Origin of the sequence: Sphingobacterium sp. UBA7038, from assembly GCF_002494055.1 — a bacterium.
Lineage (GTDB): Bacteria > Bacteroidota > Bacteroidia > Sphingobacteriales > Sphingobacteriaceae > Sphingobacterium > Sphingobacterium multivorum.
Genome location: NZ_DLAV01000024.1, coordinates 145,512 through 171,066 on the forward strand (window position 1 = coordinate 145,512; position 25,555 = coordinate 171,066).

At 39.6% G+C, this 25,555-nt stretch carries 19 protein-coding genes; 5 read left to right on the forward strand and 14 right to left on the reverse strand.

Annotated elements, in window-relative coordinates:
* Positions 1 to 56 precede the first annotated feature (56 nt).
* On the forward strand, positions 57 to 461 hold the full coding sequence (locus B3H30_RS16565) for a Dabb family protein (protein WP_201639976.1): 405 nt from the start codon (positions 57 to 59) through the stop codon (positions 459 to 461).
* Here the strand turns inward: B3H30_RS16565 and B3H30_RS16570 are convergent.
* From B3H30_RS16570 to B3H30_RS16595, 6 genes are read right to left on the reverse strand one after another with little or no spacing between them, the layout of a single operon-like run.
* The gene (locus B3H30_RS16570; RefSeq protein WP_112375111.1) at positions 454 to 1,782 is read right to left on the reverse strand and encodes a DUF58 domain-containing protein; all 1,329 of its coding nucleotides are present in this window, start codon (positions 1,780 to 1,782) and stop codon (positions 454 to 456) included. The two genes, B3H30_RS16565 and B3H30_RS16570, sit on opposite strands and share 8 nt — an antisense overlap.
* Positions 1,782 to 2,771 carry an AAA family ATPase gene (locus B3H30_RS16575; RefSeq protein ID WP_088163324.1) on the reverse strand — a complete coding sequence of 330 codons (990 nt, stop codon included), beginning with the start codon at positions 2,769 to 2,771 and terminating at the stop codon, positions 1,782 to 1,784. Before B3H30_RS16575 ends, B3H30_RS16570 begins: the two co-directional genes overlap by 1 nt.
* Positions 2,768 to 3,961 (reverse strand): DUF4350 domain-containing protein, encoded by a 1,194-nt coding sequence (locus tag B3H30_RS16580; protein ID WP_112375112.1) that lies wholly within the window; start codon positions 3,959 to 3,961, stop codon positions 2,768 to 2,770. The genes B3H30_RS16575 and B3H30_RS16580 overlap by 4 nt, the downstream gene beginning before the upstream one ends.
* Entirely contained in the window at positions 3,958 to 4,836 is an 879-nt protein-coding gene (locus B3H30_RS16585; protein ID WP_112375113.1) for a DUF4129 domain-containing protein, read from the reverse strand. The genes B3H30_RS16580 and B3H30_RS16585 overlap by 4 nt, the downstream gene beginning before the upstream one ends.
* The gene (locus B3H30_RS16590; RefSeq protein WP_112375114.1) at positions 4,829 to 5,740 is read right to left on the reverse strand and encodes an ABC transporter permease; all 912 of its coding nucleotides are present in this window, start codon (positions 5,738 to 5,740) and stop codon (positions 4,829 to 4,831) included. The genes B3H30_RS16585 and B3H30_RS16590 overlap by 8 nt, the downstream gene beginning before the upstream one ends.
* Positions 5,731 to 6,693 carry a stage II sporulation protein M gene (locus B3H30_RS16595; RefSeq protein WP_201639971.1) on the reverse strand — a complete coding sequence of 321 codons (963 nt, stop codon included), beginning with the start codon at positions 6,691 to 6,693 and terminating at the stop codon, positions 5,731 to 5,733. Before B3H30_RS16595 ends, B3H30_RS16590 begins: the two co-directional genes overlap by 10 nt.
* Positions 6,694 to 6,808: 115 nt before the next feature.
* On the opposite strand from B3H30_RS16595, the gene B3H30_RS16600 reads away from it, so the two are divergent.
* Positions 6,809 to 7,540, forward strand: a complete 732-nt coding sequence (locus B3H30_RS16600; RefSeq protein WP_115046318.1) for an RDD family protein — start codon at positions 6,809 to 6,811, stop codon at positions 7,538 to 7,540.
* Positions 7,541 to 7,891: 351 nt separating this feature from the next.
* Here B3H30_RS16600 and fabD read toward each other — a convergent pair whose 3' ends face one another.
* From fabD to B3H30_RS16615, 3 genes are all read right to left on the reverse strand, one after another.
* A complete protein-coding gene (gene fabD / locus B3H30_RS16605) occupies positions 7,892 to 8,782 on the reverse strand; it encodes an ACP S-malonyltransferase (protein WP_046673056.1) in 891 nt (296 codons plus the stop codon).
* A gap of 217 nt (positions 8,783 to 8,999) precedes the next feature.
* Positions 9,000 to 10,229 (reverse strand): M16 family metallopeptidase, encoded by a 1,230-nt coding sequence (locus tag B3H30_RS16610; protein WP_070560942.1) that lies wholly within the window; start codon positions 10,227 to 10,229, stop codon positions 9,000 to 9,002.
* Positions 10,230 to 10,459: 230 nt separating this feature from the next.
* Positions 10,460 to 13,297, reverse strand: coding sequence for an outer membrane beta-barrel protein (locus tag B3H30_RS16615; RefSeq protein WP_286777225.1), 2,838 nt, complete (start codon positions 13,295 to 13,297; stop codon positions 10,460 to 10,462).
* Between the two features lie 269 nt (positions 13,298 to 13,566).
* On the opposite strand from B3H30_RS16615, the gene B3H30_RS16620 reads away from it, so the two are divergent.
* The gene (locus B3H30_RS16620) at positions 13,567 to 14,163 is read left to right on the forward strand and encodes a ribonuclease HII (RefSeq protein ID WP_070560938.1); all 597 of its coding nucleotides are present in this window, start codon (positions 13,567 to 13,569) and stop codon (positions 14,161 to 14,163) included.
* A gap of 27 nt (positions 14,164 to 14,190) precedes the next feature.
* Here B3H30_RS16620 and B3H30_RS16625 read toward each other — a convergent pair whose 3' ends face one another.
* The 5 genes from B3H30_RS16625 to B3H30_RS16645 all read right to left on the reverse strand — a co-directional run bounded on the left by B3H30_RS16625 (position 14,191) and on the right by B3H30_RS16645 (position 21,984).
* The gene (locus tag B3H30_RS16625) at positions 14,191 to 16,671 is read right to left on the reverse strand and encodes a YfhO family protein (protein WP_286709828.1); all 2,481 of its coding nucleotides are present in this window, start codon (positions 16,669 to 16,671) and stop codon (positions 14,191 to 14,193) included.
* Between the two features lie 400 nt (positions 16,672 to 17,071).
* Positions 17,072 to 17,392 carry a YbjQ family protein gene (locus B3H30_RS16630; RefSeq protein WP_046673052.1) on the reverse strand — a complete coding sequence of 107 codons (321 nt, stop codon included), beginning with the start codon at positions 17,390 to 17,392 and terminating at the stop codon, positions 17,072 to 17,074.
* A gap of 3 nt (positions 17,393 to 17,395) precedes the next feature.
* Positions 17,396 to 18,082 (reverse strand): potassium channel family protein, encoded by a 687-nt coding sequence (locus B3H30_RS16635; RefSeq protein ID WP_046673051.1) that lies wholly within the window; start codon positions 18,080 to 18,082, stop codon positions 17,396 to 17,398.
* A gap of 109 nt (positions 18,083 to 18,191) precedes the next feature.
* Complete coding sequence (locus B3H30_RS16640) at positions 18,192 to 19,982, reverse strand: TrkH family potassium uptake protein (protein ID WP_236560322.1); 1,791 nt, start codon at positions 19,980 to 19,982, stop codon at positions 18,192 to 18,194.
* 106 nt (positions 19,983 to 20,088) lie between these two features.
* Positions 20,089 to 21,984 carry a hypothetical protein gene (locus B3H30_RS16645; protein WP_286777226.1) on the reverse strand — a complete coding sequence of 632 codons (1,896 nt, stop codon included), beginning with the start codon at positions 21,982 to 21,984 and terminating at the stop codon, positions 20,089 to 20,091.
* 95 nt (positions 21,985 to 22,079) lie between these two features.
* Here B3H30_RS16645 and B3H30_RS16650 point away from each other — a divergent pair, with 95 nt between their 5' ends.
* Positions 22,080 to 23,117: a hypothetical protein gene (locus B3H30_RS16650; protein WP_286709825.1), complete on the forward strand. Its 1,038-nt coding sequence runs from the start codon at positions 22,080 to 22,082 to the stop codon at positions 23,115 to 23,117.
* Positions 23,077 to 25,530 (forward strand): hypothetical protein, encoded by a 2,454-nt coding sequence (locus B3H30_RS16655; protein ID WP_286709824.1) that lies wholly within the window; start codon positions 23,077 to 23,079, stop codon positions 25,528 to 25,530. Before B3H30_RS16650 ends, B3H30_RS16655 begins: the two co-directional genes overlap by 41 nt.
* Positions 25,531 to 25,555: the final 25 nt, after the last annotated feature.

Sequence of the window (25,555 nt, forward strand, 5' to 3'; positions counted from 1 at the left end):
GGTAATGGTGAATTCACGAAGGTTTTGTATCTTAAAGCTTCTAAACCGTTTCAATCATGAAAAGACGCAACTTTCTTCTAGCACCCATGGTGCTCGTAACTGCTCCCACATGGGCAAATACAGTTCAATCGGATGAGGCTATCGAGTCCAGCACCATTGTACACGTTGTCAATTTTTGGCTAAAAAAAGATCTCAGTGAAAAAGAAAAAAAGAATTTTGTTGGATTTTTTGAGGACCTTCGAAAAATCGACATCATCAAAACGCTCAATTATGGAGTTCCGGCGCAGACAAACCCGAGACCTGTCGTAGACAACAGCTTTGACTATACATTGATTGTCACTTTCAAAAACCTTAAAGATATTACAACGTACGAGACACATCCGATTCATTTAAAAGCGATCGAAAAATATCAGCATTTGTGGACAAAAGTAATGGTCAAAGATACCTCCATCATTAAATAAGGCCACGTGCCTTAATTTCCAAATATTTGTTGATGGAGTTAATGGTCAGGTTTTCCGGTGCTGTATAGATTGTCTGAAACCCATTGCGAATCAGTTCCTGTACGATAAGTTGTTTCTCATAGATAAACTTTTCAGCAATGACCTGGTTGTAAATGTCGATTGTCTTTTTCGGCGTACTCTTCGCTAAATCCTCTATTTCTACGTTTTTAAAAACAACAACGACTATAATGTGGCTTCTATTTAACATCGACAGGTAATTTAGCTGACGTCTTAAGGAATCTAAGGTCTCAAAATTTGTATAGACAAAAATCAGCGAACGTTTATTAATATGTGCATTGGCATAACTATATAATCTTCCAAATTCCGACTCCTCAAATTTGGTCGACACCTGGTATAGTGCCTCCGAAATCTTGTGCATTTGATTATTCCTCTTCTCAGCGGCTATAAATGCATTGATATCCTTTGAAAAGGTTAATAATCCGGCTCGGTCCTGCTTTAAGATGGTCGCATTGGAAAGGACCAGCGCAGCATTGATCGAGTAGTCCAATAAGGTAAGACCGTTGAATGGCATACGCATTGCCCGACCTAGATCAATAAAAGAATAAATTGGTTGAGACTTCTCCTCTTCGTACTGGTTGACCATCAGCTTCTTTACTTTTGCAGATGCCTTCCAGTTCATGTGTCTATAGTCATCCCCCTGCACATATTCTCTAACATGGTCAAATTCCATAGCCGAACCAATCCGTCGAATACGCTTGATCCCCAGTTCATTCAACCGATTACTTGTTGCCAAAAGCTGGTATTTTCGGAGTTGAATATAGGACGGATAACAGGGTATTTCCTGTTCTTGATTGGTAACAAACCTTCTTTTGAAAAATCCAAAACGCTGAACCAAAGCCATACAACGACCAAACTGATAAACACCCCTTTGTGTGGGTCGCAGGGAAAACGAAATTTCCGAGCGCTGAAAGGCCAGCAAACTTGTCGCAAAATCTTTATCCCGAATTTGAAGCTGTACCGGAAACTCCTCCAAAATATCAACTTTTGTCCCAAACGGGTAAAAAGAATTCACAATCAGACGCATCGGGTTTTCATCGCCATTGGATAATTTTTCAGGATATACCCTTGTGACCTCAATTCGCCCCTTTCCTGAAAATAAGACAATAAAATCAAAAGCCAAAACAGCCAACCAGATCCAAAAAACAATCCAAGCCACAATCAACAATCCTTTAACGAAAAAAGAAAATGTAAAGAGTGTTGCTACACCTAATAGGGTGTAGAAGAATTGATTTGTTAGAAAAAGCTGCCTTAATTTCTTCATTATCTTGGAATTTCTACAGAATTAATGATTTGGTCGATGACATAAGCGGTGGTAAATCCTTCCATTTCCCTTTCTGGAGTCAACATAACACGGTGGCCCAGTACGACAGATGCCACCCTCCGAATATCCTCAGGAGTAACAAAGTCTCGGCCTGTCAAGGCAGCTGAAGCCTTTGCTGATTCCAACAAAGCAATAGAAGCCCGCGGTGATGCCCCAAGGGTCAAACTTGGATTCGTTCGTGTCTTTATAATAACTTGAGCAATGTAAGTTAACAACTCTTCGTGAACAAAGATAGATTTGATCAATTTCTGGAATTCTAAAATTTCTGCGGCCGAAACGACAGCCTGAACCTGATCCTCTTTATTCTCTGCTTTTTGGGCATGGTGCTCCTTTAATATTTCCAGTTCCTGTTCAAGTTCAGGATAATTCACATTGATCTTAAACAAGAAACGATCGAGCTGAGCTTCCGGCAATCGATAAGTACCTTCGTGTTCGATGGGGTTTTGTGTCGCAAAAACAATAAACGGTCCTGGCAATCGATAGGTCGTTCCATCGACCGACACTTGTTGCTCCGCCATACTTTCAAAAAGTGCGGCTTGTGTCTTTGCCGGAGCACGATTGATTTCATCGATTAAAACAATATTTGCAAAAATAGGTCCCCGACGAAATTCAAATTCATTACTTTTCAAATCGAGTATCGACGATCCCGTTACATCCGAAGGCATTAAATCCGGTGTAAATTGAATCCGCTTGAATTCACTGTGAATAGTTTTGGCAATCAATTTTGCGGATAATGTTTTTGCCACCCCCGGCAAGCCCTCGATCAAAGAATGCCCCGAAGCCAAAATTGAGATTAAGAGCATGTCAATCAATTGATCTTGCCCAACGATTACTTTTTTCACCTCCGACTTTACCTGCGCCATTTTATCGAATAAAACGGACACATCTATTCGATTTTCAAAAGATATATATTTATCGAAGTCACTCATATCATTTTTGCTTTATGTTTAAATTCTTCTATTGTATCATTAATCAATTTGAGATCAGCCACATCATGTTGTTTAGCATCTTGCATACGAACAATCAGCCTGATTAAAGACTGTGTCTCTGCGAGCGAAACCCCAGACCGCTCTGCCAGTTCCTCAATGAACTCTTCTTCCCGCAACATCAGCGTGTCCAAATGAAAGCGCATCCGAAGATCGTGCAGGAAGTAATCTATTTTTTTTGCGACCATATTACCTGGTGCACCATTTTCATAATATAAAGTAGCGATGGTTCCACAGAACTCCTTCGAGAGATTTGGTTCCGGACTCACTACCGCCACAGCCCGCTGCTCACGTCTACTTCTAAACACAAGCAAAAGGACTAGCCCCGCTAACAAAACATACCAGGCTTGCCGAAGACCATCATTCATAAGTAATACACGCAAAGGTGTCCGATATTGCTCCATATTCGCTTTAAAATCATACCAAGCGATCGGCTTATCATTTAGATAAGATAACGACTTAGCAACATAGGCATATTGCGAGGCGGAATTCAGCAAGTAATAGTTCCCAAATAAATCAGGGGTCAGGTGAAGATAGAACGTTCCTTTACCAAATTGAACCGCGATGAAGTTCGGTAGCCCAAATTCCTTATAGGTGATCGAGCCCAAAATAGTCGCATTTTTAGGAAGTTTTTTAAATACTTCGCCAAGATCTGATTTACTGTAATGAATTTTATTGTTATCGTTCATCAACCGCACGCGCAACTGACTTTTTATATTTACACCTTTTTTAAAACCATAGAAATTATCTGCTTCCAAACCCAGGGAATCCAATAGGTAATTATCAATATCCTCGGCTACAATCATTGCTTTCCCACCTCGGTTTACATAATCCAGTAACTTATCTTCCGCTGCTTCACCCAACGAAAAATAGGACGTATAAAAAAATAAGTTAGCGTCTGTTTTCTTTGTGCTATCCAGATACTCATACAATGGTCGCTCAATCGTTGTATTCTTTTGATCAATGATATGCTTCAGTTCTTGACGCAATACATAAGCTCCAAAGGGATTTTTATCCTTTGCATCAAAAGTCCGATCCCAGATAATAGGTTTCTTACTTGTTGCATCGATAAGAGCTATTAGCACTAACACAACAGTCAATAATATCAATCCAAATTTTACCGATCCCTTCATTTAATCTGTTTTTGATATTGGTGAAACAATTGCTGATATTGACTAAAATTGTCTTCTGTTAATTCAAATTGACCGAACCAGACATAATCAAATATTCTTGTACATTCAGCAAATCCACGACGGAGCTCCTCGTTTTGAATCTCTTCTGCAAATTCAGCATTTGTTTTGCTCAGCTTCCATTTTATATGATCTGATTGCGCTAGTTTCTGAATATTCAATAGCTGTAAGTATCGGATTCCCAACGCATAATTCCTTTGGGCAATAGCCTCCTGAATATAAGGTTCTAGGTTGCTATTCATCAGATTTCGCTCTACATACGCTAAAACGTCCAGTTCACTCTCCTCTTCACTATGTTTAATAAAATATTGTTTTCTGTTGTAGAGCACTTTATAAAGGATAAACGCTAATGCAATAACAGCTAAAAAGGCAAATACATAACCAAACTCTTCCCGAAATTTATAGGGATTATCTGGCATGATACTTCCAATCCACTCCGCGAGCCGCGCAAGGATGCGCTGTAATACGCCTACGCGATCTTTAATATTTTCTGAATAAACAAAATCGTCCGTCTCGTATCTTTTGATGATATCCTGATAAGGATCCATTTTAAACGAACGTTCTTCGGTATATTTTGGGATTGAATCAAATAATGTTGGATCCCACAGGTCAATTTCATCTTTTTCCTGCTGGCCATTAGGAGCCTTTACGGCTATTGAGTCAATAGCGACAGAATCGGCTACCACTAAGGTCGAATCTATTTGCACATGAAGTGAATCAATCCTATCGCTGTTGGATTCTGTATTTCTTGGTTTGGGATCACAGGCATACATAATCGACAAACAGGCAATGCAGAAAAAAGACAAGAGTTTATTCATCTTTTCCTCCTATCTTTTCGATCATGCCATAAATACGTTCCCCAAATTTGAGGTCCTTGGCCGTTTCATAAATAATACCATTGGCCAAAACTCCAGACATATACAGAAAGAGGGTGAATAACGTGATAAATAAGCCTCCCAATGTCATCAACAGTTTTCCCCAGGATGAATCAAAAAAGGCGGTATCTATACCTAAGAAGTTGAATGATAAAAGCCCCATGATAATCAATGGCACAATGGAAATCATCATGACCGCCATTTGAAAAATAAAATTCACGATATAGGTGGCAATACCATATTGAATCAATTTTTTGCTCAGCATGACATAGGCATCTGTAAAACAGCTCCCTAAATCCGAATAACCTTCCCGATAAAATAAAAATGAGCAAAATAACCAAATGCCAACCATAGACCCCAAAATACCGATCGCAAAACTTCCGACGAAAGGGATAAAAGCACAAATTGCAGCGACGATGGCCAGGGGAATAAAGACAACAATTAACGCCAATATCATGGCAATCAAAAACATAAAGTATTTCCCGAGGTTTGATCTGAAATTCTTCAGCACCTCCGCTCCCGAAAATGCCGTACTTTTGCGTTCTTTGAGCAGTACAAAATATTCGATAGAAATACCATAAACGTACAGCCCCAAAGCTATCAGCGCCAGAATGAGTAATCCAGCCCACGTAAAAGCATCGATATCCTCAAAAGAATCACTGTTGGCAGAGAATGTGATTTTTGTAGACAGAAAATAATAAACCAAGGCAATCCCCGCCAGTGGCAGAGCAGATAAACCAAAAATAGTAGAAACAAAGTGCTTATAGATCAATTTAAAAAGATCTATGAAACTTTGGATAAAGTCCCCCACCTTCCGTTCTTTTTGAAACTCAAAATCTATTTCCATTGAAATCGTTTTGCTAGTCGATAAGGATTAATAACATAAAAATAAAGGATAGCCAGTACGGATAAAACGATAATTATTAAACATAACCAAATTGACATATTATAATACCGTGTTACAAAACCTTCCAATGTTCCGGCTATAATAAAAAAAGGAATCGTGCTGACGAGAACTTTCATTGCAATCTTTGCTGTACGGACAAACGATGTCAAACGTGTAAACGATTTGGGAAATAGAATGCTATTACCGATGGCCAATCCGCATCCTCCTGCCACAATAATTACCGAAATCTCAATAGTGCCATGAATCCAAATCGCCGACATGGCTTTCCCCATAACGCCATACTGGAAAAACATATGGTGAAATGCACCAAGCATAATACCATTGCTAAACAGCACATAACCTGTCCCTACACTGAAAAATAGTCCGGCAGCAAAGGCCATAAAAGCAACCCGCACATTATTAATCGTAATCCAAATCGCTGATCCAAAGTTGCTCCCCTTCCCATATACTGCAGCAGGATCTCCTGCTTTTATGCTTTCTATCGTCGAATCGACATAGTAGTCACCTAAAATAAGCCGAATAAAATCCATATCGTATACAGACGATACAAAACCAATGACTGAAGCCAAAACAAAAATTAAGAAGGAGTACAACAAAGGTCTACGGATTGACCAGATCGCCTGCGGTATCTCTTCATTGATAAAAGATTTAAACTTATTATTGGAAGCTTTCTGATCTTTATAGATTTTCTGATGCACGGTCACGACCAGTTCATTCAGGTAAGCCTTTACCTTACTTTCAGGATAAAAAGTTTGTGCATAAGCCAGATCATTAGTGAGCTCAATGTAATTTGAGGCCAGTTCATCTGGATCAACCTGCATATTAATTGATAAATTATTTTCAATTAACGTCCATTTTTCTTTATTTCGTTCTACAAAGGATGCTTCTCTCATTAATTTTTTTAACTGGCTGAACCAAATATAGGAAATATCCATGATTGAAAAGCACAAATTGGAGCTAAAATGACCTAGAAATTCTATATTGCTATTAAACTCAAATAATTTACATATGAATAAGCTTGAGATAAATACAGCACAAAATGTAAAAATCGAATATAATCTTGCCAGTCTTGGTTCAAGAATGATCGCTTTTGCAATAGATTATTTTATTATAGTCTGTTATTATTTCTTTTGCTTCTTTCTCTTGGACAGCATAAACATGAACGCAGGAGATCCCTATCTTTTTTATGGCGTTATGATGGCATTGACCCTACCCGCGTTTTTTTACACATTGATTACCGAAACCGCCTTTGGTGGTCAGACAGTAGGTAAGAAAATCATGAAAATAAAGGTTGTTAAACTTGACGGTTCGCGAGCCAACTTTTATCAATACTTGTCCAGATGGAGTCTATCTATTGTAGATATTTGGATGACGATGGGTGGTGTCGCCATTACCTCGATCGTTTTATCCAAAAATGGGCAACGCATTGGAGATATCGCCGCAGAAACTTCCGTTATCAGCCTCAAACCTACATTAAAATTGAGCGACACAATTTACGAAGAGACTTTCGACAATCATCCAATTCTATTTCCACAGGTTATCAAATTGAGCGACAAGGATGCTAATTCGGTCAAAGAGATCTACCAAACAGCTTTTGACAGAAGAGATGTGGGCATTTTAACAGCTTTGGTCCAGCGTCTTGAGGCGGTTATGGAAGTCAAACATCCTGAAAAAATGACTCCCAACGACTTCGTGCTGCAGGTCATGAAAGATCATTACAGCATGTTTAAGGATAAATAGTTTTTACGCTCATAGTTGATTCTGCATTCTCTCGGTTAAAAAACGGATATCGATCGGAGCTCGTTCGGTGTTTCTTCGGTTGCAACCGAAGAAACACCGAACGAGCTCCGAACAAGTACCGAATAAGCACCGAGTAATCTCCGAAACTGATCGCTATGTCTTATCCATTTTTACAGGTTAATTCTTGAGGTAAAGTAAGAACCGTATTAGACCTTTTGTAAACATTTTTCAGGGATGGACAGGTAATTCTTGATGTGATTCCGATTTTTCGTTCATAAAAAATGCCCTCAAAAAGTTGGACACTTTTTGAGGGCACAGCAAAATAATTCCTTTTTTATACTGAGTATTTTGTTACGCGGTCACTGAAGCCGCAGAAGTCTGCACCTGACGGTCGACTTTCTTTACTAAGCCTTGCAATACATTGCCTGGGCCAACTTCTACAAAAGCTGTTGCACCATCGGCCAACATATTTTGTACCGTCTGCGTCCATCGTACAGCGCCAGTCAATTGGGCAATCAGATTTTGTTTTATAACCGCTGGATCTGTCTGTGGTTTGGCATCGATATTTTGATAAATCGGACAGCTAGGCGACAAAATATCTACAGCTTCTATAGCCGCTTGCAATTCCACTTTGGCAGATTCCATCAATGGTGAGTGAAATGCTCCACCCACATTTAGCTTTAATGCGCGCTTAGCACCAGCCTCGGTCAATAAAGCACAAGCTTTATCCACCCCTTCAATAGATCCCGAAATCACCAATTGTCCGGGACAGTTATAATTCGCTGCCACAACAACGTCATCAACTTTAGCACAGATATCTTCCACTATAGCATCTTCCAGACCTAATATCGCAGCCATCGTTGAAGGCTGAAGCTCACATGCTTTTTGCATCGCATTGGCGCGTTGTGCAACCAATTTCAAGCCATCTCCAAAGCTCAATGCTCCTGCTGCTACCAAGGCTGAGAACTCACCCAATGAGTGGCCTGCAACCATATCCGGTTGAAAAGACTCTCCCAATGCTTTTGCCAAAATGACCGAATGCAAGAAAATAGCCGGTTGGGTTACTTTGGTCTGTTTCAACTCCTCGTCTGTACCGGAAAACATAATATCCGTAATACGGAATCCTAAAATATCGTTAGCCTGTTCGAACAAAGCTTTCGTTTCATCATTTAAGTTATACAGGTCCTGCCCCATTCCAACAAATTGGGCTCCTTGACCAGGAAATACATATGCTGTTTTCATCCCTTATATTTTTTATTCGTTTATTTGTCTGCTACCATAGGTATTGAATCTGCCTTTTGCAGTCAATGGTTGATGAGAACGAATTCCCGTAAGCGCAAACTTAGATAAATTGCTTTTTATATGCAATATAAATTCATTTCAGCCAGCTATATTCCCATCTTCGGCCGTTCGAACTCATATTGTTCATTTCCTCAGAAGGATCTATCGATCCTTAAATTCAGTCTTCGGGAACAAAACTTAGCGACAACATCTTCTTCGGGTCAAATACATCTTGCGCTATTTCCAGCAGCCCTGTATTAGTCAAGTCCTGAATTTTTTCAATTACTTCGTCCAATAAGATGACACGATCATAGTCCATCACGTTTTTCGCGGCAGAGATAATCATACTCATACGGTTCTCTTCGGTCAAAGCAATCTGACCAATAAATTTCTGCTTCGCCTTTTTTACTGCAGTTTCGGATAGCGGTTGCTCGGTTAGCTTCGCTAGTTCTTTAAAGACGAGTTTTTTAGCTTTTTCAACTTTTTCTTCATCGGTACCGAGGTAAATACTAAATAACCCTGTATCCGAAAAAATAGTATAATTAGATTCAATGGTATAGGCTATTCCATATTTCTCCCGAATAGAAAGATTCAGAATAGAACCCATTCCCATGCCGCCAAGCATATTGTTCAAAAGCAACAGCCCTGTCTTACGCTCATCACGATAACCGTAAGCCAAAGATCCAAGCATGTAATGAACCTGATTAATTGGTTTTGCAACTGCAAGATGCTGTTCAATAATTGGATTGACATCGTTTCTCATCCGCATAATTGTATTTGCTGGAACACCACCAAAGATCTTGTGCAACAATCGCTCAACTTCTTTTAGCGTATAATTACCTGTGATACCAATAACCATTTCATTTGTATCATAGTTTGCCTGCATAAAGTCTACGATATCGCCCTTTTGTAGTGCGAGAAGCTGATCTTCCAGTCCCAAAATATTGTGTCCTAAACCCGACCCCTGAAAAACCAGATCCTCAAAATCGTCTACAATAGACTCTTCTGGGCTATCCAGGTAAGACGCCATTTCATCTACAATGACAGATTTTTCTTTATCCAATTCTATATCGGGAAAAGTGGAATGAAAAAAGATATCTTCAAAAAGATCTAAGGCACGACTTAAATAAGGCTGAAGAATAGAGGCATGTACACAGGTATATTCCTTCGTTGTATAAGCATTCAAATCTCCGCCAACGGATTCCAAATGATTTATAATCTGTTGTGTAGAGCGTCTTTCTGTTCGTTTGAATAAAAGATGCTCAATAAAATGGGCTACACCATATTTTCCAGCAGACTCATCCCGAGACCCCGCATTGATGACCATGCAGACATGTGTAACCGGTAAATTCTGATATTGAAATACTACGCGTATTCCGTTTGAAAGTCTAATAATTTCGTATTCCATGCAGTATAAACTTGCTGTAACTTCTTTAGTCTATCTATTTTGTGTGCCCGTTAGCCTTGACTATCTCCTCCAAAAAAATATACAATCGTACATTCTTTCGCCACTTTGCTCAATCTTCAAATCATAGGGCACATGAAGTGATCACAAAACTAGGCATTTTTAAACGCAAAACGGTCATAGCGAAATCACTATGACCGTTTTTATATCCTATAGCAATAAGATTATTCAAATTACATACGCGGTGGTCTCATTCCGCCTGGGAATCTGTTCTCGCCTTCAGGGTTCCCCATAGCGAATTTTTGGAACTTGTAGGTAAACAAAATCATAAAATATCGTCCCAAACGGTTGGTACGGCTATCTGTAATCATAGATTCGCTCACTGTCCGGGAAACATTCGTTTGCTGATTCAATAAGTCAAATGCTTGTAAACGTACTGTACCACGTTGTTGACTCAAGAACTTCTGCTCAAGGTACGTATTGATGACAAACGGGTTTGCATTGATACCGGCTCCATAACCACTATTGAATTGCTTCGATAGATCCGCTCCGAAAATTGTAGTTTTTGTGATGTTAACAGAGCCAATCAATGTGGGTGTCCAAGAAGAAACATTCGTCGTACGATTTGTCAATGAATTCTCCGTATGATTAAATTGGTAGCGTACTCCCGGATTGATTTCCAAATTCTCCGAAGGATTGTATCTAAACATCAAACCTTGATTTAATACAATATTCCGGGCAACGTTCTTTTGACCGATGTTATCATCTTTCTCCGTAGAAACATATCCAATATTTTTGTTGTAGGACACCCCGCCCATTAACATAATATTATATGTTTTTTCTTTCAATGACTTTCCGTAATGATAAAAAGAACTCACATTAAATGGTTTATCGCTTGTTTCATTCAAGTAGCCAGTTTCGGATACTAACGTAGAATTTGTTTGTCCAGTTTGATAGTCCATTAAATCATCAAAATAGCTTTTGCTCAAGCTCACAATCTTGTTGTTAGTCAAACCGGCATTAACGAACGCAAAGAAGTTATTTCCTTTTTGAAAATCATTTTTACGGAACCGTACATTCAATTGATGGCTAAATTCCGGATTCAGATTGGCGTTACCGATTACGATACTGGTCCGATTTGTACTCATATCAAAGGGCAAGATCTGCGTTACTGAAGGCTCATTCGGTGTTCCCGAATAATTGACAGAGATATTGGACTGTCTCGAAAATTTATACTCAAAACGTGCAATAGGCATCCAGTTCATATTGTTGCGATGAATTGGAACGACTAAGCCTGAACTGATCGCATCTCCTCTTAATTGGGAAGGTTGAGCTGCTGCTCCAATGGAATAGGTTATTTTATCGCCACTATACAAATAGTTTGCCCCTATTTTATGTGTTGTGAAGGAATAATCGTAATTATAATCAAAATTCAACTTCGGGTCTTCTGCTATAAGGTTTCCATCGCGGTCAAATCCTTGCTGTTTGTTCGAATTATCATACTTATTTTTGTTGAAATCATAGGTAAACTCTACTTTTCCTTTCTCGGAAACAGGTTCAGTATAATTCACCGAGGCTCCTCCATTCCAACTTTTATTATTAGCTTCCAGAATCGTCTTCTCATAGATCGAATCTAAGGGAGCATTTGCATTGTTGGGATCGGCCAACAACCTATCCAGAATGGCATTCTGATCTTTCGTTGTTTTTGCATTATTGAAGTTCATGTTTACAAAAACATTCCTTCCTTTATCATTAAATTTATGATTGTATAAACCGCTAATCCCAAATCTCGGTGCAGTGGAATTGGCAACAATATCTTGCGCCTGAGAATTATTAAATACACTACTACGATACGTGAGCGAATTCGTACCTGTCGTTGCATCGCTCTTGTCGTAGCCAAACTGAGGCGATATTTTGATATAATCTTTCGTTGTAGGCTTCCATTCGACATTTGCTTCGAAACGATGGCTATCACCAACCGTGTTCGAATTGGATGTCACACTGTCCGTCTGCATGATATTAGGCAGTGTATTTTCCTGAAAACGTTGGGATAGTGTTGTATTGTTGCTATGGCTAAAACTATAGCTACCGTAAACAGTCAGTTTATCATTAAAGTCTTTGCGGTAATTCAGTCCTATGGAACCAATTTTTGTCAAACCGTCCGAGCCACCAAACATACCACCACCTCGGCGGCCGCCACCACCCTGGCCACGGCGGGCGCCACCACCTACAGTACTAAAATCGAATAAGGGGGCATTGGTATTGTTCAAATTCCCCAGCACCGAAATTTGTTCACCTTCACGCATCCCCATCCACATACCGGTAGCCTGATAGCGATCTTCTGTTCCCACGCCAGCCCGTAGGGTAGTCATATGCCCAGTATTGTATTTGGGATCTATCTGAATATTCAACACCTTTTCCGAATCACCGTTTTTATTGCCAGTGACATTGGCCATATCACCATAATCATCGATGACCTGCATCTTTTGGATAATATTTGCAGGTAAATTTTGGGTAGCTGTCTTTACATCTCCACCAAAAAAGTCCTTACCATTAATACGAACCCGCTTTACGGATTCACCTTGTGCTGTAACGTTACCATCTTTATCCACTTCGACTCCCTGTAACTTTTTCAACGCGTCTTCCGCAACGGCGCCATCGCGGAGCTTTAGATTTTTCATGGTGTATTCCAGGGTATCACTTTTAACAACGACAGTAGGGACACCATCAACCACAACTTCCTGCAGCATCTGTGAATTCTGTTGTAAAGTTAAACTTGGAATTATATATTTTGACTCGCCTTTAGGAATACTAAATTCCTTTTCAAAGCGCTCGAAGCCTAAGTTTGAAACGGTAATTTTAAAGGTATCGGATTTGATCTTATCAAAGATAAAAATCCCCGCCATATTGGATCCTGTAGTCATAGAATCCAACTTTGACGTCAGCTTAACCGTCGCCCCGGCAACAATTCGATTCTTGTCATCTTTCAAGATTCCCTGTACGCTATTCGTCTGGCCATAAACAGTCCATCCCATCAGCATACTAAACAACAAAAGCATAAAGCCTCTCATAATATGTATTTTTATATTTCTATAATTGTTAAATCTTTGACACCAAAACTATTGCCCAAGTTTAATATTGAAACAATATGGCCCAGACCGGAACAACTTCTTATTTTGCTAATGAAAATTATTCCATCATATTAATAGTCTAGTGCTCTAAATCTTTACAAAAGAAGACATTAGTAGTGTTAATTAATGTAAATGGCCAATATTCACACAGAAGTTACAATAAATAACTCCAAATTTATTTGTAATTTCGGCTATTTTAAGAATCGCATATGCTATTATCATATTATCAGGAGCAGTGGATTGAAGCCGGTTGTGACGAAGCTGGAAGGGGCTGTCTGGCAGGGCCCGTTTTCGCTGCAGCAGTGATTTTCCCAACAGACTATTACCACGATCTCCTTAACGACTCCAAACAACTTAGTGAGAAAAAAAGGATGATGTTGCGGCCAATTATCGAACGCGAAGCTCTCGCATTTGCAGTTGCCAGTGTTTCAGCCGAAGAAATAGATCGCATAAACATCCATAATGCAAGCTACTTAGCCATGCACAAGGCGCTTGATCTCTTAAAAACCAAAGCGGAGTATATCATCGTTGACGGAAATAAGTTTATTCCCTATCAACAAATTCCGCATACATGTATCGTCAAGGGGGATGGCAAGTATCTGTCGATCGCAGCTGCTTCAATTCTGGCCAAAACTTATCGGGATGAATATATGGACAACATTGCTGTGGATTATCCCCACTACGACTGGCTCAACAACAAAGGGTACCCAACAGTTAAACACAGAACAGCTGTATTGGCGCATGGGTCTACGCCACATCATAGAAAAAGCTTTAGAATAACTGATCCACAACTCAAATTATTCTAAAGCTCACACAATAAAAAGAAACAGCAGCTAAGCCGCTGTTTCTTTTTTATTCCCTTTAAAGGAGAAATATATCGCCGCGCCTATTCCCAATACAAGAACAATAGACGAGATTAAAGTCAATACATTACCCAATTTGTGCGACTCTGGATCAAAAACAAATTCTACCTTATGCGTTCCCGCAGGTAACTGCAGTGCTCTTAAGATATAATCCGCACGAATAATAGGCGTTTCCTTTCCATCCACATAAGCTTTCCACCCTTTATCGTAAAATACTTCAGAAAATACCGCAAAGGCATCATTGGCAGATGTATATTCATATTGCATTTTATCGGGATGGTAGGAGGTCAACTTAATCTCTCCTGTCGTTGAAGCATTCGAAGTTTTAGCCTTAATCTCATTTTGATATTGTTGATTCACAAAGGCCTCCTTATGTGGGTCAAACGAACTGATTGCCTGCATTTCTTCGGCATTTCCTTTTACAAAACTTACCCGATCTACAAACCAAGCATTTCCTGCAGCTGTACTTCTTCTTACAATACGTTGTGACTGATTCTGAGGATCTGTCGTAATCAAATAACGTACGTTGAACATATCCAATACATCTTCGTTCAGGGCGCCATTAAATTGATTTTCCAAAATTTCCTGGAAACGCATTAATTTTGCTGCATGGTATCCGCCTAAGGATTTATGGAAGTAGGACGGACGGGCATCCGAAAACGGATCTGAAGTCAAGTCAAGTACGCGGTAGCTTGGATCTTTATCCATTAAGATCAATTGATCCACTTCACGTTGTTGGAATACTTGCTGTGCTGTAGCACCCTTCTCCATAAAAGATTTGTCATTCAAGAAGCGCTTATCTACACTCCATAAATCAAACAAGAATAAGACGAGCAAAGCCCCTAATAATACACCCTCGCTCAGTTTTTTCTTTAAAAAGACCCAAACAAATCCAGAGGTCAGCAGAACAATGAAAAAGGAACGGTAGGCATCTTTACTCGCGATATCTTTGCGATCCAGAACCAACTGGTTTGCCAACTCTGTCGCAAAGGCCTTATCTCCGATCTGATGCTCTAACATTTCTACCAAATTGCTATGCCCCGCATTTCCAAAATTCAAAAAGAGATCCGGCGTTACGGCAATCAACAGACAGACTCCACCGACACCAATAAAGGTATACAAGATTTTTTTATCTAAGTTTGGTATCTCCTTAGCACGTGTTAACAGTTCGTTTACTGCCATAATCGCCATCATTGGCACGGTAATGGAAACCACAACAAGAATAGATTCAACAGCCCTAAACTTATTGTACATGGGGAAATAGTCAAAGAACAGATCCGATACAAGAGTAAAGTTTTTTCCGAATGACAAAAGCAACGCTAAAATGGTTGTTGCCAAAATCCACCACTTGAAGCGATCCTTGACAATAACAAGCCCCAACACAAATAGGAAGAAAACTCCTGCCCCAAAATACCATGGCCCCGAAGTAAAACGTTTGTCGCCCCAATAGGTTGGCATGCCTTGCGCCATCTGGCCAGCTTGAATCTCCGACGCCCCTCCTCGTTCCATTAGGAACTTAGCGACATGTGATTTCTCGTCCAATTGTCCTCCAGTTGAACCACCATAGGCATTCGGAATTAAAAAGGTTATGGTCTCACCAATCCCTTGGCTCCACTCATAGGCATATTCTTTATCAAGCCCTTTCTCTTTAGCATTGTTGTTATCAACCTTCGTGATATTGGCATGTCCACGCGTGCTTAATTTACTATATTCCCAAGTCGGCAATAAAATAGATGCATTTACCATCAAAGCGATGACCACTGCGACAATCTGCCTTCCTGAAGCGATAAAAAAACCTTTTAATTGCTTTTGTTTAAGCGCATCGATGAACGTGAAAATCACGTATACCATGAGGACTATTAACAGATAATAGGTTGTCTGTAAGTGATTGACGCGAATTTCCAGCGAAAGGAACAACGCCAATAATACAGGCCCCCACAATTTACTTCCCCGATAACACATAATAACCGCAGCAATAACAGGCGGAATAAATGCGATTGCATTGGCCCTTGTTATATGCCCAGCTTCAATATAAATAAAATTATAGGATGTAAATGCAATGGCTATTGCGCCGACTGCGGCAAGCCAGGGTTTGATCCGTAAGACACTAAAAAGGAAATAAGCCCCCAACAAATAAAATAGCACCGTATCCATTGGGCTCGGAAAGGCGAACTTAACCGCTTTTAAGAAATAGGTACCAATGTTATTCTCATTTTCTTGCCAAATTTGATAAGTCGGCATTCCGCCAAACATAGAATTAGTCCATAAAGGCGCTTTACCATCCTTTGCCTTAAAATCAAATAATTCCTTCTGCGCCGCCTGCGCCTGTACCACATCCGACTGCGCCAGTGTTTTTCCTTGCCAAACAGGGGTAAAATAAAAAAATACGAGCGCAATAAATATCGCAATAACGATCAAATGTGCTGAATTCGCCTTAAACCAATTTTTCATCCGTATAAATTTGTCATTTTAAGGTGATGAATATATCTAATTTATTCAACTTACCAAATAATCGTTCATTCATAACTTGCTTTTCGTTGTATCTATGAACACATTATTCGCGGTTTGATAAATCTCGATGATTTCATTTACCTTCTTAGGTTGTTTAAAAGTCTTAAAAGCCAAACTTAGATAAATTTGTTTTTATATACAATTATAATTATCGCTCAGTGTCCTGTTAACAGCAGGGTATTAACTGTATTGACTCGGCAATCGATCGCTCTTCCTTTTAAATACATAAATAGAAGGTGTCTAGAAAAATCGGGGCAAGCCTTTGGGTACTCAATAGCTGAAATGTTGCCTTAGCGAGGGACACATAAAAAAGGGAGCAAAATTTTTTGCCCCCTTGTAATTAAGATCTCATTTTTACCGCCGTTCCCGTTGCGCCCACCATCATCATTCCTCCTGTTCCTACCGTCTGGAAGTCCAGTCGAACCCCAACGACCGCATCAGCGCCCAAGGCGCGTGCACGGTCTTCAAGTTCACGCAGCGCTGCTTCACGGGTTTCCTGGAATGCGCGTTCATAAGAGTTGGATCTTCCGCCAAAAAAATCGCGAAAGCCCGCCATCATATCCTTGATTGCATTTGCCCCCAGAACCACTTCGGAAGAGACTATTCCCAAATAGCGTTCAATTTGGTGCCCCTCAATAGTACCTGTTGTTGTCAATAACATATTTTATTCTCCTTTTTGAATTAACTTATTAATATTGGATAGCTCACCAAAAACAACCAAAATATCACCCTCTTCCATGATCGTTTCCGATGCGGCAATTCCTGAAGCTTCTTTTTGTTCTTTAGTCACACCATCCTTTTTCATTTCTGTAATTTTCACGGTGGTTAAGACGATCACCTTGTATAAATTCGTCAGGTTCGCTTCACGCAAGGTCATCCCCACGTAACGCGCCGGAACTTTAGTCTCCACAATAGAGTATTTATCCGAGACTTTAAACGAATCGACGATATCAATATTGTCTAAACGCATTGCCAAACGCTCAGCAGCCTCTTCTTCCGGCATGATATATTCATTGATTTCCATGGCCTCCAACACAGTTTTTTGTAAATCTGAAACAATACGACCAATGATGCGTTTAACTTTCAACTGTTTTAAGAGCGCTACAGTCATGAGCGAAGCTCCCTCATCCTCTCCAATTGCAACAATGACAGCATGAGCATCTTTAAGCGGTAATGACGATACCGCTTCTCGGTCGGTGGTGTCTAGGCATACCGTGTGCGTTATCTTGTCCTTTAATTGTTCAACGATACTGAGATTTCGGTCGGCACCAATCACCTCATGCCCGAGTTCAGTAAGATGTACCCCTAAAGAACGTCCAAAATGCCCCAATCCTAAAACAATATACTTCATATCTCAAACTAAAATAAATTTACCTTTATTTCCAAGCTATCTTTCAATTTATATGCTCATATTCCGCTGATAAAGCCATCAAATTTAGCCAAAACGGTCACTTGTCTGCTTAAAACAAGATCTTTTCTTCCGGAAATACAATATTTCTCCGGGTTGTATTTTTAATAAAAGCTACCAATAGCGTCAACATCCCAACACGTCCAACAAGCATTGTCAACGCAATAATTAATTTTCCCCCCATACTGAGCGAGGGTGTAATCCCCAAACTTAATCCACATGTTGTATAGGCTGATAGTGCTTCAAAGAGGAGTGCTTTCATACTCTTATCGGGATCAGTAAAAATGAGCACAAAAAAACTGAATCCAACCACAAAAAACGACAATAAAATAATCGCAAAAGCCTTGTTAACAGATTCGCCGGCTATTCGCCTTTTAAAAATCTCTATATATTCTTTTCCTTTAGCCAGCGAAACAATATTCAACAGTGAAACAGCAACGGTAGTTACCTTTACTCCCCCACCAGTAGATCCGGGAGAGGCCCCGACCCACATCAGCAGCATGATCAAAAAAACAGTTGGTGGCCCAACAAAACTCAAATCAACACTATTGTAACCTGCCGAACGTGCGGCATTGGCCATAAAGAAGGAAGTCGCCCATTCCCCATCGATTCCCTTTTCAAGAGAAAGTGTATTCCCTCGCTCCAAGAAATAGAAAAACAAAGTGGCACCTACAATAATAATCGCATTACAGACCAGCACCAATTTAGAATTAAAGCTAAAGCTCCATGCTTTATGCTTATAGTTTTTCTTTGTGATCCATCGGTGATAATAAAGCAATATGGATTCTTTCATATAGGTGTAGAAATTCAATACTATTCCAAACCCCAGACCGCCCAGAATGAAAAGCGAGGACAATGCCAATTGGAACGGATAATTGAATTTATAGGCTTCATGGGTAATTCCTCCAGATAAGATCGAAAATCCAGCATTACAGAATGACGAAATGGAATGAAAGATCGAAAAGAAAACCATGCTCCCCAAATTTGGGAAATTAGCACTTTCCAAGGTACTAAAGATCAGTATCGCTCCAAGAAATTCAAACAGCAGCGTAATAAAGATCATGGTCAATAGGGTTTTAATGACGGAGGCTACTTTATTTTCACCTAAAATTTCACCAAACATCAATTGATTCTTAAATGAAAATCCGCCCGAAAAAAAATAACCAAAAAAACCTGTAAATGTCATAATACCTAATCCTCCAACCTGTATCAAGACGATGACCACAGTTTGTCCAAACATGCTAAAATTGGTTGAAATATCGGCAACCGACAAGCCAGTGATACAAACAGCGCTTGTTGCCATAAATAAGGCGTCCACAAAACTTAATGGAGCTTCTACCGTGGTCCGTGGCAACATCAAGAGTACCGTGCCAAGCAGGATAAGAGCGAGGAAACTGATGACAAATAATATGGTCGGATTAAAATAAAAATTATCAAAGAAAAGTGTGCTCTTCGACAGCTCCGCGATAAAAATTAGATAGATTCCGAGATAAACCCACTGTTCTCTTGAAAAAACAGCGAGTGCTCCAAACCCTGCAAAACGGGCAATAAGAATAAATACAAAGTAAATGAGAATAACCAAGCCCGAGTAATGCTCCACAGCAATTTTTTTGAGTGCGTAAATGGAGGATGACTCGCGGAGAGCAATCATGAAAAAGAGCACAAAGAATAGATAATGAATTGTTTTACCCAGCAATTTCCCTAGTGCAGGATCAGTAACATAGCCTACATTAAATATAACGATTGCAGCGCAAATCATGCTCACATAGAACATGATTTTGTCTACAAGCCCATTTTTATATTTGAAAACAAATCGGATAAAACTTAAAATCGAATCTATCATAATGTCTCAAACTAAGATAAATCTGTCAATAAATGCAAATCTATCTCCGTTGTGTTTTTTGGCGCGCCGACTTAACCAAGGCAACCTTTTCACGTGAAACGGATCTTTAATTTCCCGCCCCTTCTTTCTCGAGTTCCTTTTCAGCCTTTTCACGGTCACGCTTCCTTTTCTCTTCAATCTTTGCCGCCTCTTTGGCCTCATCTTCTTTTTCTTCCTTCAGCAACTCCTCAGGCGTTTTGTGCTTCTTAAATATACTTGAAATCATTTTCTTGGCCTTGCTGATTCCCCCAACGACTTTTTCAACTTTTCCAGCTGTGTTCATTAATTTAGCTTCCCGTTCTGGACCAAGGCCGACACATTGCTTAATTCCAACCAACAAAGTCTGCCACATCGCTTTAAAAAATGGATGATTGGGGTCCCTGCGCTTATTGATATGCCCTACCGTATATTTCCCGTATAAATCCGGATTGCTCGGATTAAACAACACCTGATTAATCATAAAAGACAGCAGCCCCTTTTTTTCTCGACGACCATCATCACCTGGCTCCGACAGGATATTAACTTTGAGATCATCATAATCCATTTTAAAGGTTCCTTTACTACGGTAATCGTTGGCCCATATGTCAAATGTAATCTGACTGAGATTGCCCGATTTAACCTCAACATTTAACAATGGCCGGATCATCTTATTAACGACAGTTAGATCCATTTTCCCAAGTGTGCCCTTGTAGGTATAGGCCCCAACTTTAGAGGTCATATCAAAAACAAAATTGGTAGAAAGCTTGCCCGCATTCATAAAATTGCTGCTCAAATTTGCACGCATGAGCTTCTGCTTAAGCAATTTTGTCGAATCATTTGTCACATTCAATATCGTACCATACGTGTGATCAAAAGTAATGGTACCGATTTGACTATACTCATCACTCATTTCAGCATACGTAATTCCTATATTATCTAAAATTAATGAATCAATTCCCAAGCGTGTCGACATCTGCATTAATTTCATGTGCGGAGCATTTCCAATCTGACTGGTTGGTGGGCTTTTATAATGTTTATCACTATAAATCGAAAGAGAACCATTTTTTAAGCGTGCATTTTGTGCATATATTTTCTTATCACGAGAAAGCTCGGCAAAATTGAATCCCGTCAAAAGCAGGGTATCCATTTTCAGCACCATATAGCTTCCACCTTCACCTTTCTTCCGGTAATAAGCAGCCTTATTCAGCGTCGGCTGATAAGCAACTTTAGTCAAGAGGACATTGCGATTTTTACTATTGATTTTCAACTGATCAAAGTTTACTTTATAAAACCCGTCCGGAGTTTTATAGGTAAAACCAGGAACCTCAATATCAATCATTTTCGTATGATAAAAGCGCTGCTTGTCTCGCTCAGAAGTCGAATCGATTAAAACGTCATCTATACGAACCTTGACCTTCTTGACTTCGAAATCTTGATACACCCCTTTTTGGACCTGCGTATATTTAAAATCGATATCATTCAAATTGACAGCCCGAACCTGAATTTTTTTCAGATTATCCTTTATCTTCTCATACAATGGTTTTTTAGGCCCCCTACTCACCGTATCGTTATAACGGTGTACCTCATTGATGACATGAATCGTTGGTGTTTCGACGGTGATATCATTCAAAAAAAGTTCCTTATCCATTAATACCCTTCGGATACCAAAGCTTTTTATTTTCAGCCTATTGATGGAAATTTCAAAGCGGTTATCTGGCGCTTTTTTGACCAACTCCAACTTTTTATATACGGAACTGTCTGAGACGAGCTGCAGATTGTCTATTGTTATATTGCCTAATAATAGATTGACGTGGATATCGTCGTATGTAATAGTATACAAATTGTCCGTTGCTTGAAACACCAGCTGCTTGATTTTAGTATCTAAAAGGGGCTTCCACTTACTGCTAAAATACCAAATACCACCAGCCAACGCCAGTAGGATAAACGCTACAATACCAAGAATCCATTTGAAAATAGGCTTCATAAAGTCACAATCTCTTTGTAATTTCGTCTTTATTTTATTGAATAACAAACAAAATTAAGCCCATTTTGTTTGAATTACGACTAAATAAAGTGAATATGCTGCGTAAAACACAACTATTTTTATTTCTTGTACCACTATCTCTACTTTTTTTAGGTTCCTGCACCAAAACAAAGCATGAAACGGGCTTCTATTTTTGGAAGACCGTATTTCAGTTAGATACCGCAGAAAGCCGCTCCTTAAAAGAAATTGACGCGAAATCTATCTATGTCCGCATCATGGATATTGATCTCGATCCATCCGGTGTACAAGCCGTCCCTATTAGCCCCATTACGTTTACGCAACCTGTCCCCAAAGAACAGCAATTGATTCCTGTAGTATTCGTCAACCAACGTGTTTTTGCAGAGATGGATAGCCTGCAGATCAGGGGAGTGGCAAATAAGATTGTTCCGTTTGTGACGGCTAAAATACAACAAGCTGGGAAAGAAAAATTTACCGAACTCCAACTGGACTGCGATTGGACAAAGACATCCCGTGATAAATTTTTCTATCTGCTCAGCTATTTGCAGCAATTACCGGCATTAAAAGATGTTATCGTGAGCTCTACGCTGCGGCTCCACCAAGTCAAAAATACGGTCACCAGCGGAATTCCGCCTGTGAAAAAAGCGATGTTGATGTGTTACAACATGGGAAATCTCAGACAATTTGGCAATCAGAACTCCATTTTAAATCAACAGGACCTCAAGACCTATCTAAGCGGAACATTACGCAACTATCCCATGGAAATGGATATTGCATTACCGCTATTTCAGTGGTTTGTCGTTTTCAGAAATAATAATTACATCGGTATTTCAAAACATATCAACGAAGAGGATATTAAAGACTCGGCGTTATTTACCCATAACCCCAATACGAACCTCTATATTTTAACAAAGGATCTCCCAAAAGCAAACCTTAAAAAGGGAGATGTTATACGTTTTGAATCCATCAATCAGGATGAACTCCTACAAACGGCAAAATTTTTGAAGGGAGAGCTGAAAGGAAAAGAACACCGGATTATTTTTTATCATTTAGATCAAGCTACACTAGCAAACCATGGCAATGCCGAATTACAAAAAATTATTGCTGCTTTCTAGCACTACATTAGCTTTCTTCTTTGGAGAGATTGCAACCAATATCGCCTGTGGTCCTGAAGTGGATCCTTATGACAATCAAACGACATATTATCTCCCCAATCTGGAGGACAATGGATTTTCTGCCTTTCAATTCATCCCCTACCAATTTCTTTATACGGAGGAAGCACCAGTCAAAGAAAGTTTAATCAATTCCGAAACTTGGGTGAAGCACCTCGGTTCCCAGGTCAAGGTTAAGGATGTCGAGCAATTGATGTACAACAGCAACGCTGCAACCGCTAATTTAGCGAGCAATCAACAAAAGTCGACTTGGATCAACCTGCCAGATTCCATTAAAGGAAATACGTTCTTAAGCACATTGATTGACGGAAAACATGAAGCTGAACGCGCTTATTTTATGTTCACCAAAAAGCAGGAACCCATCACGAATATTCAACATAACTATTGGGATCCGGATACCCGAAATTTCAAAGAAATCACACAATTAGCTGAACTCGCCGAACAGCAGATCCCCAAGTACCCCAAAAATAGCTTTCTCTATATCCGCTATGCTTATCAAGCTGCCCGTTTATATCTATTTGGGCAGGAATACGCCAAGAGCATGACGATTTATGAAAAGTACCTGCAATCTGCTAAGGGAGACGAAGCTATCCTCAATTGGGCACTGTCCAACTATGCGGGGGCTGTCCGCAAAAATGGTGATCCTGCAAGGGCAGCTTATCTCTTTTCCAAATTATTCACCGCCAGTCCGGAAAGGCGTATCCTCGCATATGCTAATTTCCATTATATTACAGCCAGCGATGCCGAGATATTTCAATATGCAAAAAATGATGCCGATAAATTCAACATCAATGCGATCATTGGCTTTGGAACAAGTGACTATGCCCTGAAATATCTGAGCGACTGCTATCAGCTCGATCCTGCTAACACCGTCAATGCGGTACTATTAGGACGCGAAGTCAATAAGATAGAAACAGAAATGAACGAGTCTTTTTACCTCAGTAGCGATAATTATAATTACTACAGTAAAAATGACGATAAAGGAAAGGTTAAACTACATCTGGATTCGCTCCGCAATTTTGCGCTAAAACTTTATCGCGACAAAAAATATGTTCAACCCCAATTGGGCCTTATTACTGCTGCCTACCTAAGTTGGATGAATAAGGAAAATGCTTTAGCAAAAGAATACCTTGCTGGAATAAAAGAGACTGACCTCAGTCCAAAATTGATTGATCAGCTTCAAATTACCCGATTGCTCACACAATTGACGGACTGGCAAAGCAGTAAGCAGCTGGATGAAGTTCAATTGACCAAAACCTTATCGTGGTTAGAAGAAAAAGCAAAACTAGATGGTAAAGAAGATATCCGCAAACAAAACTGGGGTTATAGTGCTTTTGAATACAGCAACTATAGTTTAATCTGCCGGAACATTTTACAAAATCTTGTTGTAAAACACTATTTGAACACACAAGACACCGCTATGGCTAGTTTAGCTGCTGTAAAGGCAGATGCTTTTTACAACTATGGCTTTGTGAAAGACTCATTGGAAGATAATATGCAGTGGACAACAATGCACTTTTGGGAAAATAGCCTTACACCTAAAACGCTGTTAAAAATAAGGAATTTATTGTCGGACAATTCCCAACAGAACACCCTGTCTAAATTCTTATTGAAAGATATCAAACATTTTAATAGGGATTATCTCACCGAATTACTGGGTACAACTTATTTGCGCGAACTGGATTTCCAAAAAGCAGCAAAAACATTAGCAGCACTTCCTAAAGACCATAAAATAAAGGAAATTAAAAACTGGTATAGCACGGATGAAGATGACATCAAACCCAACCCCTTTATTGTGACGATAAATGACTATCCAAAAAAATACGGAAAGGAAAATACAACCAAACTAAAATATGCTGAACGGATGGCGCGGTTGGAAAATGCGATAAAAACGGAAAAAGACAATCAGAAAAAAGCGGAATATTACTTTCAAATGGCTACAGGTATCTATCAGACAAGTACCTACGGCAATGCATGGTCCATCGTATCCTACGATTGGTCATCGACAGATAACCATGCTCCCTCAACACTCCATTGGCAACGAAACTACCTACAGACTAAATCGGCAAAGGAATGGTATAGCAAAGCGCGCGCGCTCAGTTCCAATAAAGAATTCAAGGCTAAATGCACTTTTATGCTGGCCAAAAGCGAACAAAAGGATTTTGTTTATACCAATGAATCGCGTTGGCAGTATTATGATTCACCTTTGAAAAATCCTTTTTATCGCTTTTCAATGCAAAATAGGTACTTCAAAGAATTGAGCACACAATATAAAGATACCCCATTCTTTACCATCGCGTCAAAAGAGTGTACCTATCTTCGCGACTTTTTAAACTTGACACAAGCGATACAATAAGGGCTGCCGCCTACCTTGCTTTATA